The organism is Streptomyces griseoaurantiacus, from assembly GCF_036189845.1.
Lineage (GTDB): Bacteria > Actinomycetota > Actinomycetes > Streptomycetales > Streptomycetaceae > Streptomyces > Streptomyces griseoaurantiacus.
Map to the genome: position 1 here is coordinate 7,018,907 of NZ_CP108326.1, position 12,579 is coordinate 7,031,485.

Here is a 12,579-nt window from a genome sequence, read left to right on the forward strand (position 1 = left end):
CCGGGGCGCACCCCTCACGGCACACCCCTCACGGCGCGCCCCGGCACGGCCCGCCCGTCACCAGCCGGTCAGCAGCAGATGGTTCAGCAGCAGCGCCAGCACCGCCTGGGCGGCGAGCCACACCCGTACCTCCCGCACCAGCGCCCCCGCCGCGAGCAGCCACATCACGAACGGCAGCCAGATCCGTTCCGTCTCCGCCTTGCTCATCCCGGACAGGTCCGCGGCCAGCAGCGCACCCAGCGCCGCCCACGCCAGCACCGACAGGCGCACCTCGGAGGACCACCGGGCCGGCCGCGGCCGCGCCCGCACGCCGGTCCGGCGCACCGCACCCACCAGCACACCCCCGGTCCGGCGCAGCCCCACCACCGTCGCCGGCCCCGCGACCAGCACCGTGCACGCCAGGTTGGCCCACACCCAGTAGCCGTACGGCCTGATCCCGCCCGCTCCCTGGTAGTAGCGCCGTACGAGCAGCCGGTACGCCTCCCACCAGTCGAAGCCCAGGCAGGTGAACACCACCGGCACGACCGCGCAGCCGGCCAGCAGCCACGGCAGCACGGTCGGGCGCCGCGTGCCCAGCAGCAGGACCGCCCCCGCGAGCACGGCGAACAGCGTGAGACCGTACGAGAGGTAGACCGTCAGGCCGAACAGCAGCCCCGCGCCGAGGCCGAAGGCCCACGGCCGGCGGCCGGTCACCGCCAGGGCCAGGCAGGCCACCGCCCAGGCCGCGACCCCCGCGAAATACCCGTCGGCGGAGGCCCCCACCCACACCGCGGCCGGCGCCACAACCGTGAACGGCGCCGCCCGGCGGGCCATTTCCTCGCTCGCCAGCGCCCGGACCGTCACCAGGACCGCGACCGCCGCCGACGTCCCGACGAGGACGCACCACACGCCCGCCCAGGCGCCGCCACCCAGCCCGATCCGGTCGAGCAGGACGAAGGTGAGCGTCGAGGCCGGGGGGTGCCCGGCCACGTGCGGGGGCCAGTGCGCGGGGGAGTCGATCAGAATGTGGTGGGTGAAGTCCCGCAGCGTGGCCGGGATGTCGGAGAACCGGTCCACGGCGTTCAGGTACTCGTACCGGGTGGTCAGCCGCCGCGCGAGCCCACGCTGCCAGCCGTCGACGAGGGCCAGGGAGAACGTCCACGCCAGCGCCGTCCCCCACACGGCCCCCAGCAGTGCGCGCCAGGGCAACCGGGCGGCAAGCGGAGGGCCGTACACCACCACCAGGACCGCCACGAGCAGCGCGGCCGGGGTGCCCGGGCCCACGTGCGGCTCCCAGGTGGCGTACAGCGGCGGCCATCCGACGTGGAGGGTGCCGTCCCGGCGCTCGATCGCGAGGCCGATCAGCCCGGCCGCCGTCACCAGCAGCACGGCGGCCGCGAGGACGTACAGATCACGGGAACGGGCACTGCGGCGCACGGAGGGACGGCCGGAACGGCGCTCGTGCGGACGACCGCCGAGACGGTCGCGGAGGGGGGCGTGTTTCACACCGGAACGCTAGGCCGGACAAGCGCCGACCGGGTGGAAGCCGGGGCACACGTCAGCGTTTCGTCATCGTTCGCAACCCCTTCCCGCAGGTGATCCGCGCCTACGGTCAGGCACATGGCTCGGACTTCCCTCCTCGCGCGCTCACCCTTCGCGCCCTCCTTCTGGCGCAGCCCCGTGCGCGGCACCCGGTTCACCGCGCTCCTCGGTGTCGTCCTCCTCGGCGGCATCACCCTGCTGTTCGTGACCGGGCTGCTGTCGTACGCCGCCTACAACCCGAACCTCGCGGCGGTCAACGACAAGACCCCCGACAAGGGCATCCTCGGCTTCTACCTCTTCGACTGGCCCACCGATCCGCCCTGGCTCTACCGGCTCACCCAAGGTGTCCACGTCACCCTCGGCGTCACCCTGATCCCGGTGCTGCTCGCCAAGCTCTGGTCGGTGGTGCCCAAGCTGTTCACGCTGCCGCCCGCGCGGTCCCTCACCCATGCCCTGGAACGGCTGTCCCTGCTGCTCCTCGTCGGCGGCGCGCTGTTCGAGTTCACCACGGGCGTGCTCAACATCCAGCTCGACTACGTCTTCCCCGGCTCGTTCTACCCGCTGCACTTCTACGGGGCATGGGTCTTCTTCGCCGCCTTCCTCGCGCACGCGATCCTGCGCACCCCTACCGCCCTGCGCAATCTGCGCCGCATGCGCGCGCCCTCGCAGGAGGGCGGCGAGGAGCACGGCGAGCACGGCAAGCCCGGCGAGGGCGCCACGCGGGTGGCGCGGGACGAGCCCGACGAACTCGCCGCCCCCGAGCCGGCCGACCCCACCGTCTCCCGGCGCGGCGCGTTCGGCCTGGTCGGTGGCGCCTCCCTGCTGCTGTTCGCGACCACGGCCGGCCGCAGCTTCGACGGTCCGCTGCGCCGCACCGCGCTCCTCGCCCCGCACGGCGGAGCCGAGCCGGGCAGCGGCCCCGGCGGCTTCCAGATCAACAAGACGGCCGCGTATGCCGGCATCTCGACGGCGGAGACCGACGAGGAGGCCTGGCGGTTGGTCGTCACCGGGCGCACCGGCACCGTCCGGCTGACCAGGGCCGCGCTGCGCGCCATGCCCCAGCACAGCTCCGCCCTGCCGATCGCCTGCGTGGAGGGCTGGTCCACCTCCGACCAGTGGTGGCGCGGAGTGCGGCTGCGCGACCTGGCCGCGCTGGTCGGCCACGAGGACGCGCCGGACGTGTTCGTCGAGTCGCTCCAGCGGCGCGGCGCCTTCCGCCACGCGGCGCTGCGCTCCAACCAGGTCGCCGACCCGCGCTCCCTGCTCGCCCTGGACGTCAACGGCGAGGAACTGACACCCGATCACGGCCATCCCGCGCGCGTGATCGTGCCCGGGGCACCCGGAGTGCTCAACACCAAATGGGTGACCCGCCTGAGCTTCGGGGGTGTGAAGTGAGGAAGGCCCGACCGGAGAAGGGGAGCCGTCCCGTGCGGACGCGAGGACTGCCGCTGCCGAGGGCTGTCGCCCTCGGCAGCCCGCTCCAACTGCTGCTCCTCGCCTGCTCGTTCGCGCTCGCCGGCTACGCGGGGACGCGGCTGCTGGCGGGGGACTGGTTCGGGATCGTGCTGTGGTTCGTGGGCGCGGCCCTGCTGCACGACCTGGTCCTGGTGCCGCTGTACGGAGGGCTCGACCGCGCCGCCGTGCGGGCGTTCGGCACGCTCGGGCGCCGGGAGTGGGCCGGATACGTACGTGTACCGGCCGCACTGTCCGGGCTCCTGCTGCTGGTGTGGTTCCCGCTGATCGGCGGCCGGGTGGCGGACCGCTACCGGTCCGCCACCGCGCTCTCGGCCGACGGGTTCCTCGGCCGCTGGCTGCTGATCACCGCCGTGCTCTTCGGCGGCAGCGCGCTGCTGTTCCTGTGGCGGCTGCGCAGGGCGACGAAGAGGCGCCCGTCGGCCGACCACTGACCGGCGGGGCGCCAGCCCGCCCGGGCGGCGTACCGGAGCAGTGCCGGTGCGCCGAGCCGGGCCCACGGGAAGGCGGCCCCGGCCGGGCCGGCCCCGCCGCCCGCGCCGTACGGCTCCCGCACCAGACGGACGTCGGCCCGCTCGTCGACGTCCGCCCCGGGCACCGTCTCGGCGAGCAGCAGCCCGCCGGGGCGCAGCAGTTCCCCCGCCCTGGCGAGGAGGGACACGGGGTCGCCGCCGATGCCGACGTTGCCGTCGACCAGCAGGACGGTGCCCCAGCGACCCTCGTCCGGGAGCGGCTCGAACACCGAGCGGCGCAGCGCCTGCCCGCCGAGCCGCCGCGTGCGCGCCACGGCCGCCTCGCTGACGTCGATCCCGAGCGCGGGCCGGCCGCCCGCCGCCAGCGCGGCCACCAGCCGGCCCGGACCGCAGCCGATGTCGAGCACCGGGCCCTCGCAGCGCCGCAGCACCCCCTCGTCGGCCGCGTCGGCGGCCGCGCACCAGCGTTCCACCTCCAGCGGCAGCAGCCACCCGTCCGAGCGCCGCAGGAAGAGGGGCCCGCGCCCGGTGCGCAGGGCCTCGGCGTACGGGTCCGCCGACCAGGAGGAGGCCGGGGAGCCCCGGTAGGGGGAGGGGGCCGTACGGGTGGGGCGGGGCGTCGGGGCGACCCCCGCGACCTGGGTGACGCCCGGGGCCGGGGCGGTGACGGCGGGCGGGCGGGCCGGGCGTGCGGTCGTCATCGGGCCTCGCCTCGCACCGGCCGGGCACCGGCGGCGGCCCGCTCGGACCGCCCGTCGCCCGTCGCCACCGGTCCCGGCCGCTCCGGGCCCGTCGCGAGGCGGTTGTACGCGGCGGCGAAACGGCTGCCCGGAGCCGCCTCGGCGACCGCGCGGGCGTCGGCGGCCGTGTCGACATCGCGCAGCGGCGGCAGCATCCGCACCCGCAGCCCCGCGCGCAGCAGCCGCTCGTGCTGGACCGCGCCCGTGCGGTCGGTGGACATCGGCACGCCCCGCAGCAGGGCCGGATCGGGCGCGGCGAGCCCCAGCGCCCAGAAGCCGCCGTCCTCGGCGAGCCCGAGGTACGCCTCGCAGTCCCCGAAGTCGACCGTGAGAAGCGCGGGGGTCACCTGGGGCGTGTCCATCCCGAGGAGCAGGGCCGGACCCGTGACCTGTGCGAAGGCCGCGGCCAGCCGCTCGTCCAGGCCGCCCGCGCACTGTGGCACGACCTCGAAGCCGGGCGGCAGCCAGGGCCCCGGCCGGCCGTCGAGGACCAGGACGCGCCGGGCGGCCGGGGCCGCCGCCACCGCCTCCAGGGTGTCGGTGAGCGCGGCCTCGGCCAGGGCGGCCGCCTGCCCGGGGGTGAACGGCGGCGTCAGCCGGGTCTTCACCCGGCCGGGCCGGGGCTCCTTGGCGATGACGAGCAGCGTCGGCGGGGGCGTGGGGGAGGAGGTCATCGTGACGTGCCTTCCTGCGCGGGGTGGCGCACCGGCGGCTCGGCGAGGACGCGGCGCATGTCGTGGACCGCCTGCCAGGTGCCGCGCCAGGTGCCGGTCACCTTCGAGGCCCCGGTGCGCGGCAGATAGGGCACGTCGTGCTCGGCGACCCGCCAGCCGGCGTCGGCCGCGCGGACCACCATCTGCAGCGGATAACCGCTGCGCCGGTCGGTCAGGCCCAGGCCGAGCAGTGCCTCGCGGCGGGCGGCGCGCAGCGGGCCGAGGTCGCGCAGCCGCAGCCCGGTGCGGCGGCGCAGCATCCTCGAGAGCGCCAGGTTGCCGGCCCGGGCGTGTGCGGGCCAGGCACCCGGCCCCTGCGGCCGGCGCCGGCCCAGCACCAGGTCGGCCCGGCCCTCGCGGACCTCGCGCACGAACGGCACCAGGAGCGAGGGGTCCAGCGAGGCGTCGCAGTCGCAGAAGCAGACGATGCCGGCGGTGGCCGCCGTCAGTCCTGCGTGGCAGGCGGCGCCGAAGCCGCGGCGTTCCTCGTGGACCACCGTCGCGCCGTGCGCGGCGGCGATCTCGGCCGAGCCGTCGGTGGAGCCGTTGTCCACCACCAGGGCACGCCAGCCCGGCGGGATGCGCCGCAGCACCCAGGGCAGGGCCTCGGCCTCGTCGAGACAGGGCAGGACCACGTCGACGTCCGCGGCCCCGAAGGACGCGTCGTCCGGGGCGGGGAAGGGGGGAGAAGGGGTCGTCACGGCCCTCACCCTACGAACTGGAAAAGGACAATCCGGGCATCGGCTCCTTACGAAACAGGGACGTCGCAGGGCGTCGGCGCCGCTCGGACCGGCAGGGTGGGAGGCTGGACCGCATGCGACAGCCGAACGAGTCCCCGGCCCCCGAAGCGGCACCGCCGGACGCCACCGGAGCCCGGATCCTGGTCGTGGACGACGACCCCACCGTCGCGGAGGTCGTCTCCGGATACCTGGACCGCGCCGGATACGTCGTGGACCGCGCCGAGGACGGCCCGGCCGCGCTCGACCGGGCCGCCGCCCACCGGCCCGACCTCGTCGTGCTCGATCTCATGCTGCCCGGCATGGACGGACTCGAGGTGTGCCGCAGGCTGCGGGAGAACGGGCCCGTGCCCGTGGTCATGCTGACCGCGCGCGGCGACGAGGACGACCGCATCCTCGGCCTCGAAGTGGGTGCCGACGACTACGTCACCAAGCCGTTCAGCCCGCGCGAACTCGTCCTGCGCGTCCAGTCCGTGCTGCGCCGCACCCGCCCGGGTCCGGGGACCCGCCCGCTGCACGCGGCGGGCCTCGTCCTCGACCCCGCGGCCCGGCGCGCCACCAAGAACGGTGCCGCACTCGCCCTCACCCTGCGGGAGTTCGACCTCCTGGCCTTCCTGCTCGCGCACCCCCGGAAGGTCTTCGGCCGGGAGGAGCTGATGCGCGAGGTGTGGGGCTGGGACTTCGGCGACCTGTCCACCGTCACGGTCCACGTCCGGCGGCTGCGCGGCAAGGTCGAGGACGACCCCGCCCGACCCCTGCTGATCCAGACGGTGTGGGGCGTGGGCTACCGCTTCGAACCGACCGGCACCGGCACCGGCCCGGCCGGGGAGCCCGGCACCTTCGAGAGGGCGGGCGAGGGCGGGGGCACGGGCGCCGGCGCCGCGCCCGAGGGGAGCACCGGCCGTGCGTGACATGCTGCTCATCATGCTGTTCGCGTTCCTCGGCGCCGCCGCGGCCGGACTGCTCGGCCTGGGCGCGCTGTGGCTGCTGCGCCGCCGCTCGCTCACCCTCTCCGTGGCCGTCGTCGCCGCCGTCGCCGTCGGCGCGATGCTCGCCGGCACCCTCGCCGTGGCCCAGGCCATGTTCCTGTCCGCGCACGACCTCTCCGTGGTGACCACGGTCGTCGCGATGGCGGCCGTCGTCTCCCTCGGGACCGCCCTCCTTCTGGGCCGCTGGGTGGTCGCCCGCAGCCGCGAACTGGCCCTCGCCGCACGCTCCTTCGGCGACGGCGGCGACTTCGCCGCGCCCACGAGCCCGGGCACCGCCGAACTGGCCGAGGTCAGCCGGGAACTGGCCGCCACCAGCGCCAGGCTCGCCCGGTCCCGGGAGCGGGAGCGGGCCCTGGAGTCCTCCCGCCGCGAACTCGTCGCCTGGATCTCCCACGACCTGCGCACCCCGCTCGCCGGACTGCGCGCCATGGCCGAGGCGCTGGAGGACGGCGTGGTCGCCGACCCCGACCGCTATCTGCGCCGCATCCGCACCGAGGTGGAGCGCCTCAACGGCATGGTGGGCGACCTCTTCGAGCTCTCCCGCATCCACGCGGGGACGCTGGCGCTCTCGCCCTCGCGGATGTCGGTCTACGACCTCGTCGGCGACGCCCTCGCCGGGGCGGACCCGCTCGCCCGCGAACACGGGGTACGGCTCGTGGGGGACCGCATCGAGGCGGTGCCGGTCGAGGTGGACGGCAAGGAGATGAGCCGTGTCCTGGGCAACCTGCTGGTCAACGCGATCCGCCGGACACCGGCGGACGGCACGGTCGCGGTGGCGGCGGAACGGTCCGAGGACGGCGTCGTGCTGTCCGTCACGGACGCCTGCGGAGGCATCCCGGAGGAGGAGCTGCCCCGCGTCTTCGACACGGGCTGGCGCGGCACCGACGCGCGGACGCCCCCGGCGGGCGCCGGACTCGGCCTCGCCATCGTGCGCGGCATCGTGGAGGCGCACCGGGGCAGGGCGGAGGTGCGCAACGTGTCCGGCGGCTGCCGGTTCGAGGTGACCCTGCCGGTGGTGGGGGCCCCGGGACTGCCGTAGGACCTCGACGGCCGGGACGTCCGGACTGTCGGAGGGGTGTGCCAGAGTCTGCGCATGCTCGAGATCGCAGTGGAGAGGGAGACGGGGGAGCGGCACATCCGTGTGCCCGCCGAGGAACTGGCCGCACTGGTGCGGCGCATCGGCGGCGACGGTGACCGGTTCCTGGTGCTCCAGCGGATACCCGACCTGCCCGATGTCTTCGCCCAGGTCTGGCACGAGGCCGGTGGCGACTACACGGTGGAGTACCGGGACGGCGCCGCCGACCGGCACTTCCGGGCGAGCACCGAGGACCCCGGGGCCGTGACCGCCGTGTTGACCGGCTGGGCCCGACAGGAGGCCGGATGGCACAGTGGCGTGGCCTGGTCGCCGCTCGACCTCGGCCCCGTCCGTGAGGTGCCGCCGCTCGACCTCGGCGAGGAGGAGCGGGTGGAGCTGGAGAGGCGCGTCCGTGAGGTGCTGGTCGGCGGCTACGCCTCGCGCGCCGAACTGGCCGAGCTCGCCGAGGACCACCTGGTCTCCGGGGACCGCCGCCCCGTGTCGCGCGAGCAGGCGCGGGTGCTGGCGGACCGGTTGTGGCTGGAGCGGGTCGCGGAGCAGGCCGAGTGGCGGGGCGAGACCGACCCCGAGCGGCTCACCCGCGCCTTCACCGCCCTGCGGGAGGCCGGCGTCACCGCCCGCGAGAACTTCGCCTGCTGCCGCAACTGCGGACACTCCGAGATCGCCGGCGAGGGCGGGCCCGACGCCCGCGGCTTCGTCTACTTCCACACCCAGTGCACGGACTCCGCCGCGGCCGGCCGGGGACTGATGCTCCTCTACGGCGGCTTCGACGGCTCGTCCGGGACCACCGCGGCCCTCGGCCACGAGATCGTGGCCGCCCTCGACGCGGTCGGCCTCCGCACCGAGTGGGACGGCGACCCCACCCGGGCCGTCACCGTCACACCGCTGGACTGGCGGCGCCGCCTGGTCGGTTAGGAGGGCGGGCCGGGCGCCGCGCCGCCGGCTCACGCGCGCGGTGCTCGTTCGCGCCCCGCGAAGCCGGCGCCCGCCGGGCAGGTGGCGCCGGACGGCGCGTCACCACGTCGGCGGGGGGTCGGCGCCCGGGTCGGCGCCCCGTTGTCACTGGCTGCCGGCAGCATCACCGCCATGGACGCCACGCTCACCACTCCGCCGCGGCCGTTCGACGTCACCGCGCTCTTCCCCCGACTGGCCCCGCTGGCGCGGAGTGCGGCACCGAGGCGGTCCCGCTCCTCACCATCGCCTCCTCGGAATGGGACGGCGGCAGCGCCACCTGGATCGCGGAGGAGGACCGGCCGGCGCCGGGCCCGCCGCCCCTGGGCGCCCGGGACGGCGACTTCACCCTGATCGACATCACAGGCGGCAACAACCTGCAACTCCACGTCTGCCCGTCGTCCCCGCACCACCCCCACTTCGAGCTGCTCCAGTGAGCCCGGCACCGTGGCGGCCGACGGCGCCCCCTCACGACCGCGCGAACTCCCGCACGCCCTCCTCGAAGGCGACCTCCGGCTTCCAGCCCAGGTCCGCCCGCAGGCGGGCGGAGTCCGCGGTGATGTGGCGGACGTCGCCGAGCCGGTATTCGCCGGTCACCGTCGGCCGCGGGCCGCCGCAGGCCGTGGCGAGGGCCTCGGCCAGGTCGGCGATCGTGCGCGGGGTGCCGCTGCCGGTGTTGTACGCGGTGAGCGCGCCCGGGGCGGCCTCCGCCTCCAGGGCCGTCACGTTGGCCGCCGCCACGTCGCGGACGTGGACGAAGTCGCGTCGCTGACGCCCGTCCTCGAAGACCCGGGGCGCCTCGCCGCGGGCCAGCGAGGAGCGGAAGAAGGAGGCGACGCCCGCGTACGGGGTGTCGCGGGGCATCCGGGGGCCGTACACGTTGTGGTAGCGCAGCGACACCGCGGAGCCGCCGGTCGAGCGCGCCCAGGCGGCGGCCAGGTGCTCCTGCGCCAGTTTGGTGGTGGCGTACACGTTGCGGGGGTCGGCGGGGGCGTCCTCGCCGACGAGGCCGGGGGAGAGGGCCGCGCCGCAGCGCGGACAGGGCGGCTCGAAGCGGCCCGCGTCGAGGTCGGCCACCGTCCGGGGGCCGGGCCGCACCGCCCCGTGCCGGGAACAGGCGTAGGCGCCCTCGCCGTAGACCACCATCGAGCCGGCCAGCACCAGCCGCCGCACCCCCGCCTCGGCCATGGCCGCGAGGAGTACGGCGGTGCCGAGGTCGTTGCGGGAGACGTACTCGGGGGCGTCCGCGAAGCCGGTGCCGAGCCCGACCATCGCCGCCTGGTGGCAGACGGCGTCCACCCCGCGCAGCCGGTCGGCGACCACCTCGGGGTCCCGCACGTCGCCACCGTCCTCGCGGACGTCCAGGGCGACGCTCTCGTGGCCGCGCGCGGCGAGCGCCTCGACGACATGGGACCCGATGAACCCGGCCGAGCCGGTGACCAGTACGCGCATGCCGACCACGCTAGGGCGGGCGGGGCCCGGCGTCGGCCCCCGCCGCCCGCACGTCACCGCTCCGTAAGACCTCTCCCCGCCGAACGGCTCACCCCGAGGGCGAGGAGGAGGGCGCCGGAGCGTCGGTGCGGACGTTGAGGTCCGGACGCGGGGAGAGCGCCACCAACGGCGCCCCGGGCTGGGGCGGCGGCGGGGTGAGCTGATCCCGGCTCAGCTTCGGCGGGGTGGTCTGCTGGAAGTTGACCTGGTCGTGATTGACCAGGCCGGTCTTCTCCAGCACCGTGATGTGGTCGAGGACCGTGTCGTTGGCCTGGTCGGCGAGCTGCCGCACCAGTCTGTTGCGGGTGCTCGCGCGGACCTTGGCGATGGCCGGGAAGATCTGCCCGTGCGTCACCCGCATGATGTTGACCGCCGTGGAGTCGAACTCCTTGCCCCGGGAGGCGCTCACCGTCGCCACGAACTGCTGCTGCTGCGGCGTCGCCTGGTTGGGCAGGGTGATGTTCAGCTCCGGCGCGATCTTCCGGCAGGTCTCGTCCAGCCCGGCGTGCCCGACGATCAGGTGCTTGCCCGCCTCCTTCATCGCCGCCGTCGTACCCCGCTCCAGCGCCATCTCGCCCAGCGGGTACTCCCACAGCCCGGCCGAACGCACCTTCACGACGAAGTCGCGGTCGCCCTCGGTGAGCGGGCCGTGCGGCGTGTTGGCGACGACACGGTCGGGATCGGTGGCGGAGTTCTGCACCCCGAGCATGGTCGGGTACGCGAGGGCGGTGAGCGTCAGACTCAGCGCGCCGAACACGAAGACGGTTCCGGCCATGTTGCGGGACATGCGCATGGGTGCCTCCAGACAGGGACTGCCGATACAGCGCGTGCGCCGAGTCGTACCGAGTGGTACGGCGCACACCGGGTAGTACGGACGCCGCCCGCGGATCCGTCACCGCGAACGCGAGTGATTCGATCCCGCCGCCGCGCGGTACCCCATGAGCCGTGCAGACATTTCTCCCGTATCCGGACTTCACCGAGTCGGCCCGCGTCCTGGACCGCCGCCGGTTGGGCAAGCAGCGGGTCGAGGCCCTCCAGGTGCTGCGCGGGCTGACCGTGCCCGGCTACGGCTGGCGCAGGCATCCGGCGGTGCGGATGTGGACGGGATACGAGGAGGCCCTCGTCCGCTACGGGCTGCAGATGTGCCACGTCTGGCGCGATCTGGGCCACCAGGACAGCTGCGCGGCCACCATGGTCGCCGACTTCGCCGCCCACCGTCCCGAGACGCGGGTGCGGGAGCAGCCTGAGCTGGCCGAGGCCGGTGAACTGCCGCCCTGGCTCGGCGTTCCCGACCTGCACCGCAGCCACCGCTCCGCCCTGGTCCGCAAGGACCCGGACTTCTACGCCCCGCACTTCCCCGGTGTGCCGGACGACCTGCCCTATTTCTGGCCCGGCTCGGACCGCGGCGGCGAGTGAGCCCCGCGTGTCACCCGAACGGCGCAACCCGGGCCCTGCCATGCTGAGGCCATGCCGCCGACGACCCCGCAGCCGCCCGGTCCTGCCGGACACGCTCCTGCCGGACAGGGACAGGGACAGGGACAGGGACAGGGACAGGGACAGGGACAGGGACAGGGACACGGAACCGGAGCCGCCGGCCCGGTGACCTCGCGGGCCACGCCCGTCCCCGAACCCGTCACCCCCGACGCGCCCGCCGCCCTGAAGCGGCCGCTGCTCACCCAGGAGTGGCTGGACCTCTCCTTCGTCCACTGGGCGCTCGACCCGGACGCCGTCGCCCCGCTGCTGCCCGCCGGGACCGTGCCGGACGTGTACGAGGGGCGGACCTACGTCGGCCTGGTGGCGTTCCGCATGCACCGGGTCGGCTGGCTGCGCTCGCCCGGAGTGCCCTACCTCGGCTCCTTCCCGGAGACCAACGTGCGCCTCTACTCGGTCGACGCGCACGGGCGGCGCGGGGTGGTGTTCCGCTCGATGGACGCCTCCCGGCTGCTCCCCGTCCTGATGGGCCGGATCGCGTTCCGGCTGCCGTACGTCTGGTCCCGGATGGCCGTGCGCCACAGGGGCGACCTGGTCGGCTACACCAGCACCCGCCGCCTGCCCGGCCCCCGCGGCGCCCACAGCAGGCTGGTCGTGCGGCGGGGCGAGCCGATCGCCGAACCGAGCGGTCTCGAACACTTCCTGACCGCCCGCTGGGGGATGCACAACGCCTTCTTCGGCGACACCGGCTTCCTGCCCAACGCCCACCCGCGCTGGCCGCTGCACCGCGCCGAACTGGTGCGCTGCGAGGAGAACCTGCTGGCGGCCGCCGGTCTGCCCGGCGGGCTGGGGGAGCCGGTCAGCGTGCTCTACTCGCCGGGCGTGCCCGTGGCCCTCGGCCGCCCCGCCCGCCCGGCGGGCATCCCGACGCCCTGACGACGGGCCGGCACGCCCTGAGGGCGGA

The 12,579-nt window shown here is 75.4% G+C and carries 12 protein-coding genes; 6 read left to right on the forward strand and 6 right to left on the reverse strand.

The window, feature by feature from the left end; genetic code table 11:
- Window positions 1-57: 57 nt before the first annotated feature.
- Window positions 58-1,485 carry a hypothetical protein gene (locus OHB09_RS30830; protein ID WP_374111925.1) on the reverse strand — a complete coding sequence of 476 codons (1,428 nt, stop codon included), beginning with the start codon at window positions 1,483-1,485 and terminating at the stop codon, window positions 58-60.
- 114 nt (window positions 1,486-1,599) lie between these two features.
- Between OHB09_RS30830 and OHB09_RS30835 the strand changes: the two genes are divergently transcribed.
- Window positions 1,600-2,916, forward strand: coding sequence for a molybdopterin-dependent oxidoreductase (locus OHB09_RS30835; protein WP_191891811.1), 1,317 nt, complete (start codon window positions 1,600-1,602; stop codon window positions 2,914-2,916).
- A 367-nt stretch (window positions 2,917-3,283) separates the two neighbouring features.
- Here OHB09_RS30835 and OHB09_RS30840 read toward each other — a convergent pair whose 3' ends face one another.
- From OHB09_RS30840 to OHB09_RS30850, 3 genes are read right to left on the reverse strand one after another with little or no spacing between them, the layout of a single operon-like run.
- Complete coding sequence (locus tag OHB09_RS30840) at window positions 3,284-4,168, reverse strand: class I SAM-dependent methyltransferase (protein ID WP_191853614.1); 885 nt, start codon at window positions 4,166-4,168, stop codon at window positions 3,284-3,286.
- Entirely contained in the window at window positions 4,165-4,881 is a 717-nt protein-coding gene (locus OHB09_RS30845; RefSeq protein ID WP_319351817.1) for a TIGR04282 family arsenosugar biosynthesis glycosyltransferase, read from the reverse strand. Before OHB09_RS30845 ends, OHB09_RS30840 begins: the two co-directional genes overlap by 4 nt.
- A complete protein-coding gene (locus OHB09_RS30850) occupies window positions 4,878-5,621 on the reverse strand; it encodes a glycosyltransferase family 2 protein (protein WP_006140041.1) in 744 nt (247 codons plus the stop codon). Before OHB09_RS30850 ends, OHB09_RS30845 begins: the two co-directional genes overlap by 4 nt.
- 113 nt (window positions 5,622-5,734) lie before the next feature.
- On the opposite strand from OHB09_RS30850, the gene OHB09_RS30855 reads away from it, so the two are divergent.
- From OHB09_RS30855 to OHB09_RS30865, 3 genes are read left to right on the forward strand one after another with little or no spacing between them, the layout of a single operon-like run.
- Window positions 5,735-6,568, forward strand: a complete 834-nt coding sequence (locus tag OHB09_RS30855; protein ID WP_328922881.1) for a response regulator transcription factor — start codon at window positions 5,735-5,737, stop codon at window positions 6,566-6,568.
- On the forward strand, window positions 6,561-7,685 hold the full coding sequence (locus tag OHB09_RS30860) for a sensor histidine kinase (protein ID WP_006140038.1): 1,125 nt from the start codon (window positions 6,561-6,563) through the stop codon (window positions 7,683-7,685). Before OHB09_RS30855 ends, OHB09_RS30860 begins: the two co-directional genes overlap by 8 nt.
- Window positions 7,686-7,739: 54 nt before the next feature.
- Window positions 7,740-8,657, forward strand: a complete 918-nt coding sequence (locus OHB09_RS30865; RefSeq protein ID WP_234528504.1) for a DUF6891 domain-containing protein — start codon at window positions 7,740-7,742, stop codon at window positions 8,655-8,657.
- Window positions 8,658-9,161: 504 nt separating this feature from the next.
- Here the strand turns inward: OHB09_RS30865 and OHB09_RS30870 are convergent.
- Together OHB09_RS30870 and OHB09_RS30875 are read right to left on the reverse strand one after the other, a co-directional pair.
- Window positions 9,162-10,145, reverse strand: a complete 984-nt coding sequence (locus tag OHB09_RS30870) for an NAD-dependent epimerase/dehydratase family protein (RefSeq protein ID WP_040895007.1) — start codon at window positions 10,143-10,145, stop codon at window positions 9,162-9,164.
- Between the two features lie 88 nt (window positions 10,146-10,233).
- Window positions 10,234-10,977 carry a DUF4142 domain-containing protein gene (locus tag OHB09_RS30875; RefSeq protein ID WP_006140031.1) on the reverse strand — a complete coding sequence of 248 codons (744 nt, stop codon included), beginning with the start codon at window positions 10,975-10,977 and terminating at the stop codon, window positions 10,234-10,236.
- 152 nt (window positions 10,978-11,129) lie between these two features.
- On the opposite strand from OHB09_RS30875, the gene OHB09_RS30880 reads away from it, so the two are divergent.
- Window positions 11,130-11,600 (forward strand): MSMEG_6728 family protein, encoded by a 471-nt coding sequence (locus OHB09_RS30880; protein WP_006140030.1) that lies wholly within the window; start codon window positions 11,130-11,132, stop codon window positions 11,598-11,600.
- Between the two features lie 183 nt (window positions 11,601-11,783).
- Window positions 11,784-12,551, forward strand: a complete 768-nt coding sequence (locus tag OHB09_RS30885) for a YqjF family protein (protein ID WP_328727758.1) — start codon at window positions 11,784-11,786, stop codon at window positions 12,549-12,551.
- Window positions 12,552-12,579: the final 28 nt, after the last annotated feature.